The organism is Arthrobacter sp. NicSoilC5, from assembly GCF_019977395.1.
Classification (GTDB): Bacteria; Actinomycetota; Actinomycetes; order Actinomycetales; family Micrococcaceae; genus Arthrobacter.
In genome coordinates this window covers 3,725,294-3,749,980 of the sequence record NZ_AP024660.1, presented here as the reverse complement: position 1 = coordinate 3,749,980, position 24,687 = coordinate 3,725,294, and the positions used below count along the sequence as shown (strand labels likewise).

The following is a 24,687-nucleotide window of genomic DNA, read 5'->3' as shown; positions in this document are numbered from 1 at the left end:
ATCAGCAGCACCGGCCCTGGGGATTGCTGTCCTGGCGGTCGGTGCGGTCCCGCCAGAACTCCCGCTCGGTCAGGGGTGCTTCTGCATGCCCGGCCGCCCGGTGATGTTCCAGGTACTTGGCGTAGGCGTCCGCGCCCATGACGCCGCCCAAGTAACGGGCAAACCCGCGAAACCCGTTGGCCACCAGGGCCATGCCCGTGCTCATCAGTGCCTGGCCCGTTCAAGGCGGGCCTCTGCGGGCACCTTCGCCCACTCCGCAGCAAGCTCACGTTCGGCGGTTGTGGGCACCAGCCCGGCGGGGGCAAAGACGCGCGACGGAACAGCCGGGTCCTCGTTGTCGGTGGTGGCCACCCCTGCCGACCGGTCCCGGAACGCCTTGGCCGTGGCGAGCACCGCCGTCGCAATCACGATGATGCTCAGCACCACGAAGATCACGGACAGCCAGCCCTGGATGGCCGTGTTGCGGACCACGGCTTCCATCGCAGCGACCGATTTCGCGGTGCCGAACTCCTTCTTGCCGTCGGCCAGCGCCTTGCTGAAGGCGGCGTTGTTGGCGAAGTACCCCACAGCCGGGGTGGAGGAGAAGATCTTCTGGTAGCTCGCCGTGATGGTGACCACCGCGGCGAACGCCAGCGGCAGGGCGACGATCCAGAGGTACTTGAAGGTGCCGCGCTTGGCGACGATGGCCAGGACCACGGCCAGCGCGATGGCGGCGAGCAGCTGGTTGGCGATGCCGAACAGCGGGAACAGGGTGTTGATGCCGCCCAGCGGATCGGTGACGCCCATCAGCAGCACCGCGCCCCAGGCTGCCACCATGATGGCGGTGCAGAGCCAGGCACCGGGCCGCCAGGAGGCTTCCTTGAATTTGGGGACGAAGTTGCCGATGGAGTCCTGCAGCATGAAGCGGGCAACGCGCGTGCCGGCGTCCACAGCGGTGAGGATGAAGAGCGCCTCGAACATGATGGCGAAGTGGTACCAGAAGCCCATGAGGGCGGTGCCGCCGACGAACTGGTGCATGATGTGCGCCAGGCCCACGGCCAGCGTGGGGGCGCCGCCGGTCCGGGACACGATGCTTTGCTCGCCCACGTTCCGGGCCGTCTCGGACAGCAGGTCCGGGCTGATGTTCACCCCGGCCAGGCCCAGGCTGTTGACCCAGGTGGCTGCCGTTTCCACGGTTCCGCCGGTGAGGGCTGCGGGGGCGTTCATGGCGAAGTAGAGTCCGCGGTCGATAGAGATGGCTGCCACCAGGGCCATGATGGCCACGAAGGATTCCATCAGCATGCCGCCGTAGCCGATGTAGCGGGTCTGCCGTTCCTTCTCCACCAGTTTGGGGGTGGTGCCGGACGAGATGAGGGCGTGGAAGCCGGACAGGGCGCCGCAGGCGATGGTGACGAACAGGAAGGGGAACAGGGCCCCGGAGAACACGGGTCCGTTTTCCCGGCTGGCGAATTCGCTGAATGCGGGAACGGTGACCTCGGGACGGACCACGATGATGGCCAGCGCGAGCATCACGATCACGCCGATCTTCATGAAGGTGGAGAGGTAGTCGCGCGGGGCCAGGAGCAGCCACACCGGCAGGATGGCGGCGATGAAGCCGTAGATGATGAGGCCCCAGGCGATGGTCACCTTGTCCAGGTGGAACACGGCTGCGCCCCATTCGGTCTGCGCCACCAGACCGCCGCCGATGATGGCGGCCATCAGCAGGACGAAGCCGATGATGGAGACTTCCATGACCTTGCCGGGCCGCAGGTAGCGGAGGTAGACGCCCATGAAGAGCGCGATGGGGATGGTCATGCCCACGGAGAACACGCCCCACGGGCTTTCACCCAGGGCGTTGACGACGACGAGGGCCAGGATGGCCACGATGATCACCATGATGAGCAAGGTGGCAACGAGGGCTGCCGTGCCGCCGATGACGCCGAGTTCCTCGCGGGCCATCTGGCCCAGGGAGCGGCCGCCGCGGCGCATGGAGAAGAACATCACCAGGTAGTCCTGGACGGCGCCGGCGAGGACCACGCCGACGATGATCCAGATGGTGCCGGGAAGGTAGCCCATCTGGGCGGCGATGACCGGGCCCACCAGCGGGCCGGCCCCTGCGATGGCGGCGAAGTGGTGGCCGAAGAGCACGTTGCGGTCCGTGCGGACATAGTCCTTGCCGTCGGCCTTGTACTCGGCCGGGGTGGCGCGCCGGTCGTCAGGCTTGGTGATGTAGCGTTCGATCACCTTGGAGTAGAAGCGGTACCCGATCAGGTAGGTGCACACGGAGGCAAAGACGAACCAGATGGCGTTGACGGTCTCGCCGCGGACGATGGCCAGCATGAACCAGGCGACGCCGCCCAGCAGGGCGATCGCGGCCCAGAGTGCGATCTTTGCCGGAGTCCATTTCCGGTCCTCGGCGTCGAGCCGGGCGCCGTCCACGGCAGGCGGGGGAAGATCCGGGTCAGTAGCCAGCCCGCCCTCCGCCCGGGATCCGTTCTTCCGTTGGTCAGGCACTCCGGCCATGTCTCCTCCTTGAGAGATTTCCCACTTTTCCTACTGGGCACCCTACCAACGCCGGTCAGCGCTTTAGCGGCCGACGGCGGCGCGGCGCCGGGCCGTGCGGTGAGCGGCAGCGACGCGGCGACGAATGAGGGGACGGAGGCTGCCCTTACGCCAGGCTGCGCCGGGACAAGGGCAGGCCGGACGGGGTAAAGGTCCAGGCAAGCACCGCGCCCGTCACCGGTACCGCCATGACGAGGGCCAGCAAGTGCAGCCAGGGAATGTCCACTGCCGTCCGCATGTCCGTCGACAGGACAAGCAGGAGCGCAGGTACCACCCCTGCCAGCACTCCCAGCAGGGCGCCCACGCCACTGGTGAAAAGGGCCTGCGATCCTGCCAGGGCCTTACGCAGCCGCGGTGAGGCTCCCACCCCGGCAAGGGTGGCATGGTCCGTACGGGCATCGGCCAGGGAGAGGCCGGTGGTGATGCCCGCTGAGCTGAACGTGATGAGGGCCGCCGCGGCCACAATGGACCAGGTCATCCACTGGCTGCCCTGGGAAATGCCCGGCTCGGCCCGGAAGGCCATGCCGGGTTGCCGGTAGACGGCCGCGATGGCGGCGGAGGCTGCATCCACCTCGGCCTCCGACGGATACTTCGCCAGCTGAATAAGCAGCCCGGCGGGTTCAGCGTGGAGCTCCAGGCGTGCTGCGGTTTCCGGCGAGACAACGCCGAAGTATGGGACCGGGACCACCGGCTCAAGAACCGCTGCGGCCAGGGAAGTGCTCCTCACCACTGAGGGCACCGTGCCCGGCCCTGACGGCGCCGGCCCTTGGGTCCGCACATCCTGCGCCTGCAGCAGGACAGATCCGTCACGGACGAAGACGGGGTTGGTCACCACCATCCCGCCGGCCTCCAGCACCGCCAGGGACTCCGCAGAGGGGTCGCGGCCCAACACTGCCCGGATGTCGTCCGCGCCGCCCACCAGGATGGCCCGGCCGGAGGACTGTTCATTGACCATGGACCCGCGGCACCGCCAGTCCCCCGGGTCCACTACCCGTCCCACGGGTGTCGTCGGGCACGTATTGGCCTGCGGCCTGGCAAGCGAAAACAACAGGCAATTCGAGGTGTCCGTCAGCGCCGGCAGGCCAGGATCGGCGGGGCCCTCCGGGCAGTTCCGCAGGCTTGCGGGGGCGGTGATGAGCCGGGTCCATTGAACCGTCCCCAGGGCACCATCCACCGCGGCGGAGAGCACGCCGGCATCAATGTGCACGGGCGGCCGCATGCTGCCATTGGCAGCGAGTGGCTGGTCCACCGTGAGCGGCAGGTACGCCTGGTTTTCCAGCGCACCCCAGTAATGCGAGTCCCGCAGCCCGGCCTGTTGGCTGGCGGACAGTACCAGGGCGGCACTGGCCAGGGTGGCGGCGGCGAGTACGGCGGCCACGGCGGGGACGCTCCGGCCGCGGTTCCTTGCCGAATCCCGCGCCGCCATCCGGAGGGAGAGGGACAGCCAGCGCGTCCGGGACGTCAGCCGGGCGATCAGCCATCCGGTCAGCATTACCAGGCCCGCAACTGCGGCCACCGCCCCGGCGATCAGCATGGTGGCCACCACGGGCAGTTGCTCCGCCCGCTGGTCGGGATCGTTCGTGGAATTGCTGAGAAGCCAGCCGCCCATCAGCAGCCCTGAGGCAAGTGCCAGCGCGACGACGCCGGCCACCGTGGTGCGGCGCCCCGTGGGCGCTGGCGCCCGCCCGGATTTGAGCGCACCCAGGACGGCCTGCCGTGACACCTGGCGCGCCGGGACCAATGCGGCCAGCAGGCAGGCGCCCAATCCCATGGCCATGGCCACGGCTGTCAGGAGGAGGTCCGGGTGCAGGCCGGCCAGCCGGGCGGAGCCGGTGGAACGGACCACGTGGACGACGACGGCAGCAGCCCCCAGCCCCACTGCGGCGCCGGCGGCCACGGCCAGGCTGCCAAGCCACAGTCCACCGGCAGCGACGACGGCTCCGACGGTGGCAGTGTCCGCTCCCGAGGAGGCCAGCAGTGCCAGCTCACGTACCTGGCGCTTGGCACCGACGGCGAAAGCGGCACCGGCCAGCAGGCCTACCTCGAGCAGTGCGAGCGCACCGACCAGGCCGAACGTGGCATAGACGGTCACCAGGACAGGGGTGTTGTCGTGCAGCTGGGAACCGGGAACCGTGCGCTGGCCGGCGGGCGGCGGGTCCAGCACCACACTGCGGGAGAGCACGCCCACGCCTTCGCTGTTGGCCTCCCTGATCTGTTGCCAGGTGACCGGCTCAAGGCCCACCAGGTAATAGGACACGGACTGGCGGGTCGAAGGGCCCGGCGCCAGGTCCGCGGGCGCCTGGCCGGCCTTAAGGTACAGGATGCTGTTGCTGTCCGCGGCGGAAGCGTCACGGATGGTACCCACCGGGACGAAGGTTCCTGCCGACGTCGTAAATTCCTGGCCGAAGGCGAGGTGGAACCGCGTCATCAGCCCGGGCGAGGCGAGCACTTCCGTCCCGTCGCGCGGTGCGCGGCCGGCCAGCAGGCTGTACTTGCCGTCAAAGGCCGGATTGAGCGCGTCCACCTCGCGGCCCGGCAAGGAAACCAGGGCCGCGCCCACGCCGGTGGTCAGCGTGAGCGTCCGCTGCGGAAGGACCTCGTAGCCCGCAGGAATGGCGTCGGCAGGGTTTGTCCGCTGGAAGTCCGGGTCGTAGCGGCCGGAGCTGGAAGCGACGACACCATCATTGAGTGGGTCCTGCAGGGAGTCAGCGCTGGGAACCGGCAGGACACTGAATCTCGCCTGAGTGTTGCCCAGTTCGTACCGGACAATCTCCCCGGGCGTACGCTGGGAGCTCTGGTAGAGGGTGGCGGCGCCGGTCATGCCCGCCACCGGCAGCATGATCAGAAGGACGATCAGGAGCGAGCGCCCCTTATGGCGGGCGATGTCGCGGCGGGCCAGCCGCAAGGCAACGCGGCGGCCGCTCCGGCGGCCCTGCGGCGCGGGAGCGAGGTCAAGCGGCATCAGAGTCCGGCCTGCGTCAGGAGCATCGTGGGGTCGTGCATGGCCGCCGCCTGGTCAATGATGCGTCCGTCGCGCAGGAAGACCACCCGGTCCGCCCAGGCGGCGTGCCTGGCCTCGTGGGTGACGAGCATGACGGCGGCTCCGGCATCGGCCCGGGCCCGCAGCACCTCCATGACCCCGTGGCCGGTGGTCGAATCCAGTGCACCGGTGGGTTCGTCCGCCAGGATCAGGCGCCGCTGGCCCACGATGGCCCTGGCGATCGCCACGCGCTGCTGCTGGCCGCCGGACATCTGGTCCATGAACCGGTCCGCCAGTTCCGGGATGCCCACCTGCCGCAGCGCGTCGGCGGCCTGCCGGTGCGCCTTCCTCGCGGATGTTCCGTCCAGTTCCAGGGGCAGCGCCACGTTTTCGCTGGCAGTCAATGTGGGGACCAGGTTGAAGTCCTGGAACACGTAGCCGACGGCCCGGCGGCGCAGGCGGGCCAGTTCGTTCAGGCCCAGCCCGGCCAGGGGCGTGGATTCGACAAAGACAGCGCCCGACGTCGGCCGGTCCAATCCGCCGGCAACGGCCAGCAAGGAGGACTTGCCTGAGCCCGAAGGTCCCATGACAGCGACGAACTCCCCCGCGGAGATGGTGAGGTCGACGTCGCGGAGTGCGGCGACCGCCGTCGCGCCTTCCCCAAAGGTCCGGCCAACCTGGGCAAGTTCCAGGACCTGTTGAGGCCCCTGCACGCTCACCGGCGGCTGTCCGCGTTGAGCGGGGCGTCTTCCGTGACCCCGTTGGACGTTTTCCGGGCGGACCCCGCGGCTGCGGCCTGCGCCTGCTGGACCATCCTTGCCTCACAGAGGTCCAGCCAGCGGACTTCCGCTTCGGTCTGGAAGATCAGCGAGTCCAGTACCAGGAGCCAGGCGGTATCCGTGGCCCGCTGGTTCGCGGCCGTGTCACGCCGGGCTTTGGTGTAGTCCTGCAGGGCCCTGATGGACGCCACGCGCTGGGCCTGGATGATGGCCTGCACATCAACCCCGGGCAGGGTGACGGCGAGCGCCAGCTTGATGGCGAGCTCATTGCGGGGCGGATTGTTCCGTTCCACGGGGGCAGCGAACCAACTCTGCACCTCCGCTTTGCCGGCGGCGGTGATGCTGTACACCACGTGACCCTCGCCGTCGTCGCCTTCCTTGGCCACCAGGGAATCGCGTTCCAGCCGGTCCAGGGTGGTGTACACCTGCCCGATATTCAGGGGCCAGGTGGCTCCGGTGCGGTTCTCGAACTCGACCCGCAGCTGGTAGCCATAGCGTGGCTGGTCCTGCAGCAGGGCGAGGAGGCTGTGGCGAATCGACATGGTGCTCCCCCGGGCTTAGTCATTGCCGGCATGCACAGGCCCCCAAGACCCGTGCATACCGCGTATAGGCAGCCTAAACCGGAAGCATTCGGAACGCAATACCGGGTATGCATCCGGGGCCTTACATCACCAGGAGGACCTTGCCCACGTGGTCGCCGCTGTCGAAGTACCGGTGCGCCGCGCCCACCTGGTCCAGGGGGAAGGTCTTGGCAACCAGGGGACGGATCCTGCCGTCTGCCACCAGCGGCCACACAGCGTCGCGCACGGCGGTCATGATGGCACCTTTTTCCGCCACGGGCCTGGGGCGAAGCGCGGTGGCCACCACGGCCGCCCGCTTCTTCAACAGCAGGCCAAGGTCCAACTCGCCCTTGGTGCCACCCTGGAGGCCGATCACCACCAGGCGCCCGTAGTCGGCCAGGGCATCCACGTTCTGCGGGAGGTATTTGGCCCCCACCACATCAAGGATGACGTCCGCCCCCTTGCCTTCGTTCTGCCGCCGAAGACTGTCCGGGAAGTCTTCCTCTTTGTAGTTGATGGCGATGTCCGCCCCGAGGAAGGCTTTGGCGGTGCTGACTTTCTCATCGCTTCCGGCCGTGGTGGCCACCTTGGCACCGAAGGCCTTGGCGAGCTGGATGGCCATGGTGCCGATCCCGCCGGTGGCACCGTGGATGAGGACCGTCTCGCCCGGCTGCAGCTGCGCCGTCATGATGAGGTTTGAGTACACCGTCGCAGCCACCTCGGGCAGCGACGCGGCGGTGACCAGGTCAACCCCTTCGGGGACGCGCAGCACCTGCTCGGCCGGGACCGCCACCTGCTGGGCGTAGCCGCCGCCTGCCAGCAGGGCCACTACCTTGTCCCCCAGCGAGAACGGCTTGCTGACACCGGGTCCGAAGCCGGCGATCCGTCCTGACACTTCCAGCCCGGGGACCTCGGAGGCACCCGGCGGCGGCGGGTAGAAGCCCCTGCGCTGCTGGACATCGGCCCGGTTCAGGCCGGCTGCCACCACGTCAATCAGCACTTCGCCCTGGCCGGGCACAGGGGCGTCCACGTCCCGCACTTCCAGCACTTCCGGGCCGCCCGGTTCCGATATGTAGACGGCTTTCATGGACCTCTCCCGTTCCTGACTAAAATCCTGGCTGCATCCAGTGTGCACCGGGCGCTTCCCCGGGCCTGTTTTGTTGCAGGCAAGCGCCTATGAAACACTACTAGCTGAGGAAGGTTGTCCGAGCGGCCGAAGGAGCTGGTCTTGAAAACCAGTGTGCGGTAACCCCGTACCAAGAGTTCGAATCTCTTACCTTCCGCAAGGGAACCCCTGGCAGCCGGCACCGGCCGCCAGGGGTTTTTTGCTTTAAGCAGCCCCGGCCTGCCCTGTTGCGCGGACGTAAATTCTTTGGACTAATCCCCTGCCGAACCCGGGACCCAAAGCTACCCGCGGGTATTGTTTGTGACTGCCGGCACATTTGCGTGTCTGCCGGCAGCATCACTCCCGCCAACAGCACCTCCGGTCCGGGCTAGGGAAGCCCCGGACCGCAGGGCGGGCCGCTCCGCTGGGGAACGTCCCGCCGAATGCACGCTCTAGCCACCCTGCGTTCATTCAGCGCTGTTGTCATGTGCCGGACACCACTTGACCAGGAGCAGGGTCCGGGCCCACGTCCGATCGGTACAACCACGGACGCACTCCACCGGGCCACCCACCCGGGACACCTCAATGAAAGTAAGAGCGGATGCATCAAAAAACATGGAAGTTATCGCTGGGCACAGCGTTGTCCGCGGGGCTCATCGCCGCCCCGCTGGCAGCTGTCCCGGCAGCCGCGGAGGTCTCAGCCGCGGCCGGCACCTCCCCCGTTGTCATCAACGAGGCCTACCTCAGCGGCGGCAGCAGCGGCGCCGCCTACAAGAACAAATTCGTGGAGCTGTATAACACTTCGGACGCCCCGGTCTCCCTCGAGGGCTGGTCCGTGCAGTACCGCTCCGGGACCGGCGCTGCGGCGCCCAGCGGGGTGGCTGCCCTGTCCGGGTCCATCCCGGCCAAGGGCTACTACCTGGTGCAGGGCGGAAGCAATGGCACCAACGGCGCCGACCTGCCCAAGCCTGACCTGGTGGCGGGCGCCATGAACTTCGCCGGGGCCTCGGGAACCATCGTGCTCGCCAAGCAGCCCACCGCCGTCGCGCTTCCCACCGGTTCCGTGGTGGAAACAGCCGGCGTGGCAGACCTCCTGGGCTACGGCGCCTCCAACACCTTTGAGACCCAGGCTGCTGCGGCACCTGCCGGAAACACGGATGTGAAGAGCCTCAACAGGGCCGCCGGGGCGGACAGCAACAATAACGCCGCTGACTTCACGCTCCTTGGCGCCATCACGCCAACACCTTCGGGCGGCACAGCTCCGGCTCCGGACCCCGCGCCCTCGCCGGATCCCGTTTCCAGGACCATCGCGGAGATCCAGGGCACCGGGACGGAAAGCCCGCTGGCCGGAGCCACCGTCACCACCAAGGGCAAAGTCACCGCAGCCTTTCCCACGGGCGGCCTCAACGGCTACTACCTGCAGACCCCCGGCACGGGCGGTGACCTGACGGCCACCAACCACGCCGCATCCGACGGCATCTTCGTCTACTCTCCCGCCACCGTGGCTTCGGTGCAGGCCGGTGACTACGTCCAGGTGACGGGCACGGTGGCCGAGTACTACGGCATGACCCAGCTCAACGTCACGGCAGCGGCAGGCCTCACCAAGCTCACCGACGCTGCCCCCGAGGTCAAGCCCACCATCTTCACCCTTCCCGCCGCGGAAACCTTCCGCGAATCCCTGGAAGGCATGCTGCTGGCACCCCAGGGGCCCATGACGGTGAGCGACAACTACAGCCTGAACCAGTACGGCGAGATTGGCCTGGCGGGCGGGACCACTCCCCTGGTCCAGCCCACAGCTGTGGCACCGTTCGGCTCCGCCGAGTACACCGCCGTGGTGGCTGACAACGCTGCCCGCGGCATCAAGCTCGACGACGGGTCCAGCACCAACTTCCTGAAGGACGCCGCCACCAAGGCCGAGGTCCTGCCGTACCTGACCACCGCGGACCCCGTCCGCGTGGGTTCGCCAGTGGACTTCACCACCAACGTGGTGCTGGGTTACGCCAACAATTCCTGGAAGCTCCAGCCGCTGACCCACCTGACCGAGGCCAACAAGGCTACGGTCCAGCCGGCCGGCTTCGGAGCCACCCGGACGGATGCCCCGGCAGCCGTTGGCGGCAACGTCAAGATCGCCTCGTTCAACGTCCTGAACTACTTCCCCACCACCGGTGACATGCTCTCCGGCTGCACGTTCTACGAGGACCGCGCCGGCAACCCCATCACCGTCCGTGGCGGCTGTGACGCCCGCGGTGCAGCCAACGCGGAGAACTTCAAGCGCCAGCAGGACAAGATCGCCTCCGCCATCGCCAAGTCCGGCGCCGATGTGGTGACCCTGATGGAGGTGGAGAACTCAGCCCAGTTCGGCAAGGACCGCGATGATGCCCTGGCCAAACTCGTGGAGGCGCTCAACATCCCCACCCCGGGCATCTGGGACTACGTCCGCTCACCCGCCAATGCGCCCCCGCTGGCCGACGAGGACATGATCCGCACCGCGTTCATTTTCAAGAAGGCCGCCGCGGAACCGGTAGGCGAATCCATCATCCATAACGACACCGTTGCCTTCGCCAGCGCCCGCAAGCCCCTGGCCCAGGTGTTCAAGCCCGTGGGCGGCGGCGCCGGCACGGAATTCATCGCCATCGCCAACCACTTCAAATCGAAGGGCTCGGCAGCAACCCCGGACGATACTGACAAGGGCCAGGGCGCCTCCAACCTCGCCCGCACGGCCCAGGCCAAGTCCCTGCTGGACTTCGCCAACTCCCTGCAGGCGTCCAAGGGCACCGACAAGGTGTTCCTGATCGGTGACTTCAACTCCTATGGCAAGGAAGACCCCATCAACGTCCTCACGGGGGCGGGGTATGTCAACCAGGATGACAAGGCGCGCAACCCCGACGGCTCAGCCAAGCACTCCTACCTTTTCGGCGGCCTGGTGGGCTCACTCGACCACATCCTCGCTTCCCCCGCCGCCAACGGTGTGGTCACGGGCGCGGACATCTGGAACATCAACTCGGTGGAATCCGTGGCGCTGGAGTACAGCCGCTACAACAGCAACGTCACCGACTACTACACGCCGGACCAGTTCCGCGCCAGCGACCACGATCCTGTGGTGGTGGGCCTGGATCTTGCATCCACACCTGCCACTGTTGACCTGAACCTCCTGAACATCAACGATTTCCACGGAAGGATCGACGCCAATACGGTCCAGTTCGCGGGCACCATCGAGAAGTTGCGCGCCGCAGCCGCTCCGGGGGCCACGGCGTTCCTGTCCGCGGGCGACAACATCGGCGCCTCCCTGTTCGCCTCGGCGGTCGCCAAGGACCAGCCCACCATCGACGTGCTGAACGCTTTGGAACTGAAGGCATCCGCAGTGGGCAACCACGAGTTCGACGGCGGCTGGGCGGACCTGCGCGACCGCGTCATCGCCGGCGGCACGAATGCGAAGTTCCCCTACCTGGGCGCCAACGTCTACAAGAAGGGCACCACCGAGCCGGCACTTCCGGAGTACACCGTGCTGGACCTGAACGGCGTCAGGGTGGCCGTCATCGGCACCGTCACCCAGGAGGTCCCGTCCCTGGTGACGCCGGCCGGCATCGCCGACCTCGACTTCGGGGACCCGGTGGACGCCATCAACCGGGTGGCCGCGAAGATCACCGCGGACAAGATTGCCGACGTCATCATCGTGGAAGATCACGACGGCGCCGGCTCGGGTGTGGTGGAAGGCGCCACCCTGGAGCAGGAAGTGGCAGCCGGCGGCCCGTTCGCCAGGCTGGTCACCGAAACGTCCGCCGACGTTGATGCCATCTTCACCGGCCACACCCACAAGGAATACGCCTGGGACGCACCCGTTCCCGACGTGGCGGGCAAGACCCGGCCCATCGTTCAGACCGGCAACTACGGCGAGAACGTGGGCCAGATCCAGCTGACCGTGGACACCGCCAGCAAGCAGGTGACCGCCTACAAGGCCGGGAACGTCAAGCGCACCACGGACGCCGCCGCCGGCCTGGTGGCTGCCTACCCGCGCGTGGCCGCCGTCGACGCCATCGTCAAGAAGGCCCTGGCGGACGCCGCTGTGGTGGGCAACCAGCCCGTGGGTTCGGTCACCAAGGACATCACCACGGCTTTCACCACCGATGCCACCGGCGCCGCCAAGCGCGATGACCGCGGCAGCGAATCCACCCTGGGCAACCTGGTGGCCGACTCCCTGCTCGATTCGCTGAAGCCCGCCGGCCTCGGCGGCGCGGAAATCGGCGTCGTGAATCCCGGCGGCCTGCGCAACGAGCTGTACTACGCGCCGGACGGCACCATCACCTACGCCGAGGCCAACGCGGTCCTGCCGTTCGTGAACAACCTGTGGACCACGTCGCTGACCGGTGCGCAGTTCAAGACCCTGCTGGAGCAGCAGTGGCAGACCAACCCGGACGGCACGGTCCCCAGCCGCGCCTACCTGCAGCTGGGGCTGTCCAAGAACGTGAACTACACCTACGACGCCGCCCGGGCCGCGGGTGACCGGATCACCGCGGTGCGGGTGAACGGTGAACTGCTGGACCCGGCCAGGTCCTACCGGGTGGGCACGTTCAGCTTCCTGGCCACCGGAGGCGACAACTTCCGGATCTTCACCGAGGGCACCAATACCCGGGATTCCGGGCTGGTGGACCGGGACGCCTGGATCGGCTACCTCCAGAAGAGCAGCCCTGTGGCTCCGGACTTCGCGCGGCGTTCGGTGGCGGTCACCAACACCACCGCCGACGGGGTCAAGCCCGGTGGGCCCGTCACCCTGGCGGTCTCGAAGCTTGACCTGACCTCCCTGGGCAGCCCGGTGAACACGGCCCTGGAGGCTTCGTTCACCGATGCCGCCGGCAAGGTCACCGCGCTGGGCACAGTACCGGTGGCCGCCGGTGCGGCTTCGGTGGACCTGGCTGTCCCGGCCGGGGCGGCGGAGGGCGCGGCAACCCTGGTGCTCACCGCCGTCGAGTCCGGCACCGTGGTGAAGGTGGCCGTGCTGGTGGGAGCCGATACGCCGGCGCAGCCGGTCTGTGTTCCGCCGGTCAAGCCCACCCGTCCCGCTGACGTCAGGGGGCAGGCGAACTACGGCCAGGCCATGGCTGCCTACCGCGCCTGCCTGCGGGGCTAAAACCCTGGATGCGCCATCACTTGTGGTCCCTGTTCCGCCGGTTCAGCGACCATAAGTGATGGCGCATCGCCGTTTAAGCCCGGTGAGTTAAGCCCGGCGAAGGATGGCGGCTGCGATCTCGTCCGCATCGCGGAGCGTGCGCTGGCCACTGCGGTACGCGGGGCCGCCGGGCTGGACGGCCTCGGCGGCGATGGCGGTGCCCCACTGCGCTGACGACAACTGCAGCCCCAGCACAAACAGGCCCTCGGTCACTGACCCGTTGGCCGCAACCGGGCGGTACGGGTGCGCCTCCACGTCCAGGCCGGTGGACTCGATGGGGGCACCTTCGGCGGTCATCATGAGCTTGGGCCGCACCAGCCCATCGGCCAGCAGCTGCTCCAGTACCGGTGAATCGTTGGCCGAGACCCGGTTTCCGGGGGCCAGCGCTTCCACCATGGTCCGGGCCGTGGCGGGCGGCCCGGAAACCCACGGCGAAGCAGCGGTGAACATGGCCGCCTTCCGGTCCACCCGGAATTTCGGGTCCGGCCCAACAAAGCTGACCACCCCGGCCCTAGCCAGGGCGGCGAGCTGTTCGGAGCGCAGCGCCGGCGGTCCGCTGGCCAGGCCCTCCACGAACGATTCGAACCAGCCACGCAGGCCGGCGACCCATGACTCGTCGGTGATGCCGCCGTCGGCCACTGCCGTCTTCAGGACGGCGCGCCCGTGGTGCAGCGCGGCGATGGCCATTTTGACCGGATCGTCCTCGCCCAGGGCAGACCGGCGCGCATCGTCGAGCAGGAACTCCACCACGGCGGCGTCGTGGCCCCTGCGGGAATCGAACGAACGGCCTGCCAGTGGAGCCGCGAGCCCGGGCAGGTCCAGGCGGTGCCGGGGACCCACGTGGACGGCCAGGACGCTCTCAACGCCGTCCTCCCAGTTCGCGACGCTGTGCGCGTGCGGCTGCAGGGCTTCCTCCAGCGCTGCGAGGAATGCGGGCGCGTCGGGCACTGCGCCGGGCTGCGAGCGCACCAGCGTCGAGTAGTAGGCCCACAGCGCGTCGCGGTGCAGCAGCGGCCACAGGTCATGGTCGAACGAAGGGCGGATCCCGGCCTTCGCCAGCCGCTCGATGGCGGCCTCGGTGAGGTAGCGGAGCGTGATGGAGGAGGCGTAGTAGCCGTCCAGTGCCGCCTTGGCACGGTACGGGGTCCCGCGCCGGGACGCTGCGATGATCAGGGGTTCCTGGCCGGACGGTTCGTACTCCAGGCTTGCGCCGTTGGACACGAACTTGCCGCCGCGGCCTTCGGTGAGCTGGCCCATGGTGTCGAAGAAGTTCAGGCCCATGCCGCGGACCAGGACCGGCTCGCCGGCGGGGATCAGGGACCAGTCCACGTCCGCCGGGACGGCGGGGGGAAAGTACTGCAGGCCCAGTTGTCCGGCGGCGGCCTGGAGCTCCCGCTGTTCAGGATTCAGCCGGGAGGGGATGTGCCCCAGGGCCAGCACCACGGAATGGGCGCGGATGCCCTCCCCGGTGGCCAGGCCGACGTCGAACATTCCGTCCCCCGCGGGACGCACCGACACAGCGGTCGTTTCGTGGAATTCGATGGTGACGCCGTCGGGGGCCGTGCCCAGCAATTCCTCCACTGTGCAGCGCAGGTAGCGTCCGTAGAGGGCGCGGCTGGGAAAATCATTTGATCCCAGTACCGCCAGCTCCGCCCGGTCCCCCGCGGTGAGGGCCGGCAACGGGTCCCGCTGCTGCCTGGCCCGCCACTGGTCGAACGTGGTGCCGGCAACAGGAGCGGGAAGGGCAGGGTCCTCGGGAACCAGGGTGGGGTAGAAGGACTGGGTGTTCATGAGGAACAGCCGGGACTGGCCCGGTTGCCACACATGTCCAGGGCCTGCCGGGCACGGGTCCACGACGTCGATGTGCAGGCCGGTTTTCGGGTTGCCGGCGACGGCGGTGTGGGCGAGCAGCCGCTCCAGCACGCTGGTGCCGCGGGGACCGCCACCAATGATGACGGCCCGGTTGCTCTGCGATATTTCCACGCCATCCAGCGTACGGGCTGGAAGCGGAGCGTGCGCCGGACGCTTGACTTGCCAGCCATGGGGGATGTTGTTTGGATGGGGCGCATGACCACCACAGCAGCTGATCAAGCGTCCGTACCCGGCTCCGGCCGGGACACTTCCGGCAGCAACTCCCGGGAAACCGCGCCGGAACCCGTCGACGAGAACGTGTGGCTGGAGGACATCTACGGCGAGGAACAGCTGGCCTGGGTCAAGGAGCAAAACTCCCGCACCGAGGACCTGCTGGAGGACGGCGGCTACGCGGAACTGGAAACCGGCATCCTGGAAGTACTGGACTCCACGGACCGGATCGCCATGGTGGGCAAGCGCGGCGACTGGTACTACAACTTCTGGAAGGACGGGCAGAACCCCAAGGGCCTGTGGCGGCGGACCACCTGGGAAAGCTACTGCACCGACTCCCCGGAATGGGACGTGCTGCTGGACGTGGACGAACTGTCCCGCGCCGAAGGCGAGGAGTGGGTGTTCCACGGCGCCACGTTCCTGCGCCCCGCAGCCGGGGAGCCCTACCGCCTGGCGCTGCTTGCCCTCTCCCCCGACGGCGGCGACGCCAACCGCTACCGCGAGTTCGACGTCGAGGCGCGCGGCTTCGTGGACCCCGCCCGCGGCGGGTTTGACCTCCCGACAGCGAAGGGCAACGTGTCCTGGCTGGATGCCGATACGCTGCTGGTTGCTTCCACCGCGGACGGGCTGCCCAAGACAGCGTCCTCCTACGCGCGGACGGCGGTGACGCTCAAGCGCGGAGAGTCCCTGGCAGCGGCTCCGCGCCTCTTCGAGGTAGCGGAAGACCACATGATGGCCGTGGCGGCCCATGACTCCACGCCCGGCTTTGAGCGGACTTTCGCCGTGGACTACATCGACTTCTTCAACCGCTCCAACTTTGTGCTGCGGGACGGATCCTGGGTACAGATCGACGTTCCCACCGACGTCAACGTCAGCGCCCACCGGGAATGGCTGCTCTTCCGTCCGCAGCAGGACTGGATTGTGGACGGCACCACGTATCCTTCCGGGGCCCTGCTCGCCGCCAACTTCGAGGACTACCTCGCCGGCAGCCGCAATCTCACGGTCCTGTTCACCCCCGACGCGCACACGTCCCTGCAGTCCTGGAGCTGGACCCGGAACTTCCTCCTGCTCAACCTGCTCAAGGACGTCTCCTCCGAGATCCGGGTCCTGGACCCGTCCCGGCCGTCCGGCGGCGCGGACGGCGGCTGGGCGGCCACGCTCCTGGACGCCTGCCCGCCGCTGCACGATGTGAACGCCTACGCCGTGGATGACGAGGACGAGGGGCCGGCGCACGGCGGCGCGGGCAATGACTTCTGGCTCATCGCCACGGGTTTCACCACCCCCACCACCCTGATGCGCGGCACCCTGGAACGCGGAAGCGCCGGGACGTCCGGCGTGGTGAGCCGGCATGCAGTGGTCAAGACCTCGCCATCGTTCTTTGCCGACGCTGACTACCAGGTGGAGCAGCACTTTGCCGTGTCCGACGACGGCACCCGGGTCCCATATTTCCAGGTTGCTCCGCGGGACCTGGCTTTGGACGGGCAGAACCCCACCCAGCTGTCCGGCTACGGCGGATTCGAGGTGTCCCGGACGCCCGCCTACAGCGGCACCGTGGGCAGGGCATGGCTGGAGCGGCGGACCACGCTCTCGGACGGCAGCGACGGGAAGGCCCCCCACTCGCGCGGCGGGGTGTATGTGGTGGCGAACATCCGCGGAGGCGGCGAATACGGGCCGGCCTGGCACCGTGCCGCGCTGAAGGAAAACCGGCACCGCGCCTACGAGGACTTCGCAGCCGTGGCACGGGACCTCATCTCCCGCGGGGTCACCTCGCCGCGGCGGCTGGGCTGCGTGGGCGGATCCAACGGCGGACTCCTGGTGGGGAACATGCTCACCCGGTATCCGGAACTGTTCCGGGCCGTCTCCTGCGGCGTTCCCCTGCTGGACATGCGCCGCTACACCAAGCTCTCCGCCGGGCACTCGTGGATTGCCGAGTACGGGGACCCGGACGTTCCCGAGCAGTGGGAGTACATCAGGACCTTCTCGCCCTACCACCTGCTCAAGGACGCGGTGGAGTACCCGGAGACGTTCATCTGGACCGCGACCTCGGACGACCGGGTAGGCCCCGTGCAGGCACGGAAGATGGCCGCCCGGATGCTTGCCATGGGCATCCCGAACGTGTGGTTCCACGAGGCCCTGGAGGGTGGCCACGCCGGCGCCTCCGATAACCGGCAGGCCGCTGCCCTGCAGGCGCGCAGCCAGCACTTCCTGTGGAAAGCGCTGGCAGGCTGACCGCCATGGCACCCGGGCTGGCGGTACGGCGGGCCGTTGCCGCGGACGTGGAGCGGCTGGCCCAGGTGCACGTCCGCTGCTGGCAGGAGACCTACCGGGGCATGCTGTCCGATGCCTTCCTCGCCGCCGTGGACCCGGAAGACCGGCTGCGGCTCTGGCAGCACCTTCTGGACCGGGCCGAACCCGCCGAAGCGTGGGTGGCGTGCGACGGCGGGACGGTGGTGGGGTTCGCCGGTTCCCGCCGGCTGCCTGCCCCCGGCTCCCCGGAAGGGCATCCGCCGCCTGCCTCCGGAGATCTGGAGTTGTGGGGGCTGTACCTGCTGGCCTCGCATCAGGGTCTTGGCTTGGGCGCCCTTTTGCTGGACGCGGCCATCGGCTCCAGGGCGGCGAGCCTCTGGGTGGCAGCCGCCAACAGCCGGGCCATCGGTTTCTACCGACGCTTCGGCTTTGCACCGGACGGCGCAGCGGACGTCCTGCCGGGGTGGGAGGACCTCCCGGAGATCCGGATGGTCCGCCCGGCGCAGGGCTGAGCGCGGAGCAGCCGAACCCCGTTTACCGGGGCCGCCGCCTGTGGCGGGCACCGTTTTGCACTGCATGGCCGGATCTGCGTATCCTTGGTGGGCTAGTAATAGCAACTGGAGACGTGCCAGAGCGGCCGAATGGACTTCACTGCTAATGAAGGGTCGGGGTTAAACTCGACCGGGGGTTCAAATCCCCCCGTCTCCGCGTTTGGCCCCGGTCCCTTGGACCGGGGCCTTTTTGCGTTTCCAGGAGTAGCTGCACGACGGCCTCTGCAGCCTGGGCCCCGTCAGTCCCGGGCTGCTTCGCAGATCCGGGCGTTCAAGCTTCGGAAACGCGAACAACCTTATGACTCTCCGGGCCATGGCTCGGCAACCGTGGGAAAACGCTGTCCGGCAGTCGGACGCGGCGGGCGCCGCCGGAGCCGCGGTGGCAGGATTGGCCCATGGCGGCACGCAGCAACCCACTCCACCCGGACGTCGTCCAGACAGCATGGAATCCGCGCCTGGCCCTCCTGGTGGCGGCAGCGTTCTTTATGGAATTCCTGGACGGCACGGTCCTCACCACCGCCATTCCCAGTATTTCGGCGGATTTTGCCATCCCCGCCGCCGACGTCAACATCACCATGACCGCCTACCTGCTGACGGTGGCCATCGGCATTCCCCTCAGCGGCTGGCTGGCGGAACGGTTTGGTGCCAGGCGGATCTTCTGCACTGCCATCGCGGTGTTCACCCTGTCGTCCCTGGCCTGTGCGCTCAGCCAGGATCTGGCCACCTTGACCTTGAGCCGCATTGCCCAGGGTGCCGGCGGCGCCATGATGGTACCGGTGGGCACCCTGGTGGTGCTGCGCGGCACCCCGAAGTCCGAGCTGCTGCGTGCCACCGCGTTCCTGGTGTGGCCCGGGCTCCTGGCACCCGTAGTCGCCCCGTTGGTGGGCGGGGCGCTCACGACGTACCTGTCGTGGCACTGGATCTTCCTGGTCAACCTTCCGCTGGGGGTGGCCGCCTTCGTGGCGTCCCTGCGGCTGGTTCCGGCGGTGGCCGGAGATCCCGGCCGGCGGCTGGACTGGCCGGGAATGCTCCTGACAACGGTTGGCGTCGGTGCCCTGGTGACCGGCCTGGAGCTCGCCAGCAGCCACCCGGGACTGCCCTGGGCAGGAATCAGCGCTGCGGCCGGGATTGCGGCACTGGCCGGGGCGGTCCTGTGGATGCGACGGGCTCCCCATCCGCTGTTCAACCTGCAGGTCTTCCGCACCAGGACGTTCCGGGCCATGGCCACGGGCGGATTCGTGTACCGGGTCACCATCAGCTCCGTCCCGTTCCTGCTGCCGCTGATGTTCCAGGCGGGGTTCGGCTGGTCGCCGCTGCACGCCGGCGCCCTGGTGGCAGCAGTGTTCGTCGGGAACATCGGGATCAAACCGGCCACCACGCCGTTGATCCGGAAGTTCGGTTTCAAGGCGATGCTGGTGTTCGCCTCGCTGGCATCAGCCGTGACGTTCGCCCTCTGTGCCTTCCTGACACCGGAAACCCCGGTGGCTTTGATGGCCGCACTGCTGGTGTGCAGCGGCGCCTTCCGCTCCATCGGCTTTTCGGCCTACGCCTCGGTCCAGTACGCGGACATTCCCCCGGCGCAGCTGACCTCCGCCAACACCGTGTCCGCCACGCTGGTGCAGCTCGGCACAGGCTCCGGCATCGCCATCGCTGCCCTGCTGATCCGGACCTTCGAAGGCCTGTCCTCCGCGGCCCAGGATCCGGCCGGCCCATTCCGCGGCGCTTTCCTGGCGATGGCCGTCCTGATGCTGGCAAGCACCGTGGACAGCATCCTGCTCCCCCGGCACGCAGGGGCAGCAGTCAGCCGGCCTGGGCCAGCACCAGGGGCAGAACCGCTCCCGCCCCGGCCTGCCGAAGGGCGCGCCCCGCGACGGTGAGGGTCCACCGGCTGTCGGTGAGGTCGTCGATGAGCATCACCGGCTGGCCTTGGACGGACTGCAGGGCGGCCTCGAGCTCGGGACCCACCACCAGCCGGTCCCATACTCCCGCCAGCCGGTATGCGCTGTTGCCGCCTCGGCCGCCGGTGGGTCCGCCGTGGGCCAACTGCAGCTCACCAAGGTAGGGGATGCGCCCGATTTCCGAGATTCCCCGGGCCAGCGAGCCCACGAGCTGGGGCTTGCCACGGGACGGCACAGCCACGATCGCGGCCGGCCTGCCCACCCCGCTCCACCCCGGGTTCCGGCCATCACCGGTCCCCCACTCGCGCAACACCTGGACGCAGGCCTGGAGCATGCCCGGGTCCACCGGCCGGTCCTCCGCGCCGGCGGCAAACAGTTCCCGCAGGGCGCCGCCCCAGCCGAGGTCCGTCAGGCGGGCCAGGACGCGCCCCTCCGAGAGGCCCTCAGCCGGTTTGAGTTTCCCCTTCACCGGCACCCCAAGACGGTCCATGCCGCTTGGCCACTGAAGACGCGGCTCCAGGACGCCGCCCGCCCTGCTGAGGGTCTGGCTGGCCGCCGCCGTGGCGTCGGCGGCCACGTCCGCAGGGAACCACTGGCCGGCGCAGTTGTCGCACCGGCCGCAGGGACGGGCTGTCTCGTCGTCCAGGACCGACGTGATGTACTCCATCCGGCAACCGGCCGTGTCCTGGTAGATGACCATGGAGTCCTGCTCGTCCACCCGGGCCTCCGCAATGCGGCTGTAGCGCTCGGCGTCGTAAACCCAGGGCTGGCCCGTGGAGCGCCAGCCGCCGCCGACCCGCTCCACCGCCCCGTCCACGGACAGGACCTTCAGCAGCAGCTCAAGCGGCGTGCGGCGAAGGTCCACCCGGGCTTCAAGCGCCACCGTTGACAGTGCCGTTCCTGCCTCTGCCAACGCCGTCAGCACGGCGGCCGCCTTCTCCTCGGACGGCATGGACGCCGTGGCGAAGTACTGCCAGATCTCCCGGTCCTCGGAACCGGGCAGCAGCAGGACGTCGGCGTTCGCGGCCCCACGGCCGGCGCGGCCCACCTGCTGGTAATAGGCCACCGGCGACGACGGGGCGCCCAGGTGGACGACGAAACCAAGATCGGGCTTGTCGAACCCCATGCCAAGCGCGGACGTGGCCACCAGCGCCTTGACCTGGTTGTCCTTCAGGAGCTGCTCTGCCCGCTCCCGGTCCGCCGGATCGGTCCGCCCGGTGTAGGCGAGCACATTGTGCCCCGCTTCGGAAAGCAGCCGGGCGGTGTCCTCCGCCGCGGAGACGGTCAGGGTATAGATAATTCCGCTGCCGGGAAGGTCTGCCAGGTGGGTCAGCAGCCACCCCAGCCGCTCCTTGGAATTGGGCAGCGACAGGACTCCCAGCCGCAGCGAGTCGCGGCCCAGGGAGCCCCGGATGGTCAGGACCCCGGCGCCGAGCTGCTCTTCGATATCGTGCACCACCCGTGAGTTGGCCGTGGCGGTGGTGGCCAGGACCGGCACCGTGTCCGGCAGCCGGGTGATGAGGTCCGCGATCCTGCGGTAGTCGGGGCGGAAATCGTGGCCCCAGTCCGAAATACAGTGCGCCTCGTCGATGACCAGCAGGCCGGTCCGGCGGAGCAGCTCCGGCAGCTGGGTTTCCCGGAACGCCGGATTTGTGAGCCGCTCCGGTGACACCAGCAGGACGTCCACCTCGTCCGCGGCCAGCTGCTCACGGACCGTGTCCCACTCCAGCTGGTTGGCTGAGTTGATGGCCACGGCCCGGACCCCTGCCCGGGCGGCGGCAGCCACCTGGTCCCGCATCAGGGCCAGCAGGGGCGAGACAATCAGCGTGGGCCCGGCTCCCCGGCGGCGCAGCAGCAGCGATGCCACGAAGTACACGGCGGACTTGCCCCAGCCGGTGCGCTGGACCACCAGGGCCCGCCGCCCGCCGTCGACCAATGCCTCGATGGCTTCAAACTGGCCGTCGTGGAAAACGGCGCCCGGGTTCCCCACCAGGCCCCGAAGGACCTCCAGTGCCTCGGCGTGCGTGGCGGTCCCCGGACCGTCCGGGCCTGCCGACTCTGCAACTGCGGTAGCGGAAACTGTGGAAGCGTACTGGTTATTGGCCATTGATTCAGTATCCCAGCACCCTCCGACACCCCGCACAGCGATCGCGCCGCTATGTGGAAACCTGCCGGGCACGCGCTGCAAAGCCACCGCTGTGACGCAAGTTCTCCCCAAACCCGTTGGCCACATGCGCCGCCCACGTAAGATAAAGCCCGTGACTAGCGAACAGACAACGACATTTGATCTCTCGGCATCCTTCAAGGCCTACGACGTCCGTGGGATTGTGGGCGAGTCGATCACCGCCGAAATCGTCGAAGCCGTGGGGGCCGCGTTCGTGGATGTCCTGCAGCTCGAAGGCCAGACCATCGTGGTGGGCGGCGACATGCGCCCATCCTCCCCCGAGTTCTCCAAGGCCTTCGCCAACGGAGCGGCAACCCGGGGTGCCAGCGTGGAGCTCCTGGACCTGATCTCCACCGACGAGCTGTACTTCGCCTGCGGCTTCCTCAACCGCGCCGGAGCCACCTTCACCGCCAGCCACAACCCCGCCGAATACAACGGCATCAAGATGGCCAAGGCAGGCGCCGTTCCCATCTCCTCCGAAACCGGCCTCAAGGACATCCAGGCCCTCGCGGAGCAGTACCTCAACTCCGGTTCCATCCCCGCCGCCGGCGCCCGCGGCCTGATCAGCGTCCGCGACGTGCTCAAGGACTACTCCGAGTACCTCCGCAAGCTCGTTGACCTCTCCGCCTCCCGCCCCCTGAAAGTAGTGGTGGACGCCGGCAACGGCATGGCCGGCCTGACCACCCCGGCGGTGCTGGGCGACACGCTGCTGCCCAAGCTGCCCTTCGGCATCGTTCCGCTGTACTTCGAACTGGACGGCTCCTTCCCCAACCACCCGGCCAACCCGCTGGAGCCGGAAAACCTCCGCGACCTGCAGGCCGCAGTGATCGAGCACGGAGCGGACATCGGCCTTGCCTTCGACGGCGACGCCGACCGCTGCTTCGTCATTGACGAGAAGGGCGAGCCCGTCTCGCCGTCGGCCATCACCGGCATGGTGGCACGCCGCGAAATCGCCCGCGCCAAGGCCCAGGGCGAGGAAACGCCCAGCATCATCCACAACTTGCTCACCTCCCGCGCCGTTGCGGAACTGGTGGAGCACGACGGCGGACGCGCGGTCCGCACGCGGGTGGGCCACTCCTTCATCAAGGCAGTCATGGCCAAGGAAGGTGCCGTGTTCGGCGGCGAGCACTCCGCGCACTTCTACTTCCGCGACTTCTGGAACGCTGACACCGGCATGCTGGCCGCCATGCACGTCCTGGCGGCGCTGGGCGAGCAGGACGGCCCGCTTTCCGAACTGGCCCGCGAATACGAGCCGTACGTCAGCTCCGGCGAGATCAACTCCGAGGTGGAGGACAAGCCGGCAGCGGTGGAGCGCGTGCGCCAGGCGTTCGCGGACGAGGACCTCACCATCGACAACCTGGACGGCAGCACGTTCACCGCCAACGACGGCAGCTACTGGTTCAACCTGCGCCCGTCCAACACCGAACCGTTCCTGCGGCTCAACGCCGAGGCCACGGACCGGGCCACCATGGAACGCGTGCGCGACCGCGTCCTTTCCCTGGTGCGGGCCTAGCACCGGATGACTGACCATACCGGGCAGGCAGCGGACGGAAACAGCGGGCAGGACAGCTGGCGTGATTCCGTCTCCGAAGCCACGGCAACGGACCTGGAGAACCTCCTGGGCACGGGCGTCAGCGCGGCCCAGGAGCAGCTCCAGCGCAACGGCGGCTTCCTGCCCTTCGCGTTGACCGTCCAGAACGACGGCGAAGTGCGGCTGGTTGCCGTCTCTCCCGCGGATGCCGGAGAGGGCAGCGACGCGGACTTTGACGCCGACGCCATGATCCACGACCTGCAGGCGCTCCTCCGCCAGAACCGGGACGACTTCCGCGCCGCTGCCGTGGTGTGCGACATCCTGCTGGTGGAGGAGGATTCGGACGCCATCCACGTGGCGGCTGAACACCGGGATGGTTCGCTCTTCGCCGCAGTGCTCCCCTACTCGGCAAACGCCACCACCCAGTCCTGGGAATTCGGCGAGCTCGGTGCAGATGCCAGCGAGCCCGTCATCTGGGTGGACTAGACCGGACCCGCAGCAATGAAGATCAATGCCTTCGCCGACGTGAGCCTGCGGGCACTCATGGTGCTCGCAGCGGTTCCGGACGGCACGCTGCTCACCACCCAGAGCATCGCGGACTCGGTGGGGACACCGTACAACCACGTCAGCAAGGCCATGGCCAGGCTGCGGACCATGGGCCTGATCGAAGTGGTGCGCGGCCGGTCCGGCGGTTCACGGCTCAGCCATGCCGGGCGCATCGCCACGGTGGGCCAGATCCTGCGGCAGCTTGATACCCGCACGGATCCCGCGGACTGCGTGTCCCCGGCCGGCAACTGCCCCCTGATCAACGAGTGCAGGCTGCGTGGCGCCCTGGCCCGTGCGCGGGAGGCTTTTTACGCCGAGCTTGATTCGGTGGTGATCGGGGACCTTCCCCAGGCCCCTCAGATGGCGCCGGTCTTCCGGATGATCGGCCTCCGCCCCGGCCTCTGAGTGTCCCATATCCGGTTGCCTGCTCCCGGTTTGATTTCAAACTTCTACAAGGTGTAGAACTGAGGCAGAAATACTCGCATTTCAAATATGAGTTTTCATCCGGCCGGACGAAGGCCCCGGCCATAACCTCAGGA

15 protein-coding genes and 2 tRNA genes are annotated in these 24,687 nt (G+C 68.4%); 9 read left to right on the top strand and 8 right to left on the bottom strand.

What is annotated here, in order from left to right; translation table 11 throughout:
- Window position 1 precedes the first annotated feature (1 nt).
- The 6 genes from LDO22_RS17575 to LDO22_RS17550 form a co-directional block, all read right to left on the bottom strand.
- Window positions 2-205, bottom strand: a complete 204-nt coding sequence (locus LDO22_RS17575) for a YbdD/YjiX family protein (protein WP_159632931.1) — start codon at window positions 203-205, stop codon at window positions 2-4.
- On the bottom strand, window positions 205-2,502 hold the full coding sequence (locus LDO22_RS17570; RefSeq protein WP_224024952.1) for a carbon starvation CstA family protein: 2,298 nt from the start codon (window positions 2,500-2,502) through the stop codon (window positions 205-207). Before LDO22_RS17570 ends, LDO22_RS17575 begins: the two co-directional genes overlap by 1 nt.
- Before the next feature lie 145 nt (window positions 2,503-2,647).
- Window positions 2,648-5,503, bottom strand: coding sequence for a hypothetical protein (locus LDO22_RS17565; RefSeq protein ID WP_224024950.1), 2,856 nt, complete (start codon window positions 5,501-5,503; stop codon window positions 2,648-2,650).
- On the bottom strand, window positions 5,503-6,240 hold the full coding sequence (locus tag LDO22_RS17560; protein ID WP_224024948.1) for an ABC transporter ATP-binding protein: 738 nt from the start codon (window positions 6,238-6,240) through the stop codon (window positions 5,503-5,505). The genes LDO22_RS17565 and LDO22_RS17560 overlap by 1 nt, the downstream gene beginning before the upstream one ends.
- A complete protein-coding gene (locus LDO22_RS17555; RefSeq protein WP_224024946.1) occupies window positions 6,237-6,842 on the bottom strand; it encodes a PadR family transcriptional regulator in 606 nt (201 codons plus the stop codon). Before LDO22_RS17555 ends, LDO22_RS17560 begins: the two co-directional genes overlap by 4 nt.
- Before the next feature lie 121 nt (window positions 6,843-6,963).
- Complete coding sequence (locus tag LDO22_RS17550; RefSeq protein WP_224024944.1) at window positions 6,964-7,947, bottom strand: NAD(P)H-quinone oxidoreductase; 984 nt, start codon at window positions 7,945-7,947, stop codon at window positions 6,964-6,966.
- A gap of 108 nt (window positions 7,948-8,055) precedes the next feature.
- Between LDO22_RS17550 and LDO22_RS17545 the strand changes: the two genes are divergently transcribed.
- Window positions 8,056-8,143 (top strand) — tRNA-Ser (locus tag LDO22_RS17545).
- Window positions 8,144-8,566: 423 nt separating this feature from the next.
- Entirely contained in the window at window positions 8,567-13,090 is a 4,524-nt protein-coding gene (locus LDO22_RS17540) for an ExeM/NucH family extracellular endonuclease (protein ID WP_224024943.1), read from the top strand.
- A gap of 87 nt (window positions 13,091-13,177) precedes the next feature.
- Here the strand turns inward: LDO22_RS17540 and LDO22_RS17535 are convergent, their stop codons facing one another.
- Complete coding sequence (locus tag LDO22_RS17535; RefSeq protein WP_224024941.1) at window positions 13,178-15,112, bottom strand: FAD/NAD(P)-binding protein; 1,935 nt, start codon at window positions 15,110-15,112, stop codon at window positions 13,178-13,180.
- Window positions 15,113-15,196: 84 nt separating this feature from the next.
- On the opposite strand from LDO22_RS17535, the gene LDO22_RS17530 reads away from it, so the two are divergent.
- The 4 genes from LDO22_RS17530 to LDO22_RS17515 all read left to right on the top strand — a co-directional run bounded on the left by LDO22_RS17530 (window position 15,197) and on the right by LDO22_RS17515 (window position 19,886).
- Window positions 15,197-17,440, top strand: coding sequence for a prolyl oligopeptidase family serine peptidase (locus tag LDO22_RS17530; protein ID WP_224024939.1), 2,244 nt, complete (start codon window positions 15,197-15,199; stop codon window positions 17,438-17,440).
- A 5-nt stretch (window positions 17,441-17,445) separates the two neighbouring features.
- Window positions 17,446-17,970, top strand: coding sequence for a GNAT family N-acetyltransferase (locus tag LDO22_RS17525; RefSeq protein WP_224024937.1), 525 nt, complete (start codon window positions 17,446-17,448; stop codon window positions 17,968-17,970).
- Between the two features lie 107 nt (window positions 17,971-18,077).
- Window positions 18,078-18,166: transfer RNA gene (locus LDO22_RS17520), tRNA-Ser, on the top strand.
- Window positions 18,167-18,404: 238 nt separating this feature from the next.
- A complete protein-coding gene (locus tag LDO22_RS17515) occupies window positions 18,405-19,886 on the top strand; it encodes an MFS transporter (RefSeq protein WP_224024935.1) in 1,482 nt (493 codons plus the stop codon).
- On the opposite strand, the gene LDO22_RS17510 is transcribed toward LDO22_RS17515, so the two are convergent.
- Window positions 19,810-22,014, bottom strand: coding sequence for a RecQ family ATP-dependent DNA helicase (locus LDO22_RS17510; RefSeq protein ID WP_224024933.1), 2,205 nt, complete (start codon window positions 22,012-22,014; stop codon window positions 19,810-19,812). The two genes, LDO22_RS17515 and LDO22_RS17510, sit on opposite strands and share 77 nt — an antisense overlap.
- 151 nt (window positions 22,015-22,165) lie before the next feature.
- On the opposite strand from LDO22_RS17510, the gene LDO22_RS17505 reads away from it, so the two are divergent.
- The 3 genes from LDO22_RS17505 to LDO22_RS17495 are packed head-to-tail and all read left to right on the top strand — an operon-like array spanning window position 22,166 to window position 24,553.
- A complete protein-coding gene (locus tag LDO22_RS17505) occupies window positions 22,166-23,584 on the top strand; it encodes a phosphomannomutase/phosphoglucomutase (RefSeq protein WP_224024931.1) in 1,419 nt (472 codons plus the stop codon).
- 6 nt (window positions 23,585-23,590) lie between these two features.
- Window positions 23,591-24,088 (top strand): hypothetical protein, encoded by a 498-nt coding sequence (locus LDO22_RS17500; protein WP_159632944.1) that lies wholly within the window; start codon window positions 23,591-23,593, stop codon window positions 24,086-24,088.
- Between the two features lie 15 nt (window positions 24,089-24,103).
- Window positions 24,104-24,553, top strand: a complete 450-nt coding sequence (locus LDO22_RS17495) for an Rrf2 family transcriptional regulator (protein ID WP_224024928.1) — start codon at window positions 24,104-24,106, stop codon at window positions 24,551-24,553.
- Window positions 24,554-24,687 lie beyond the last annotated feature (134 nt).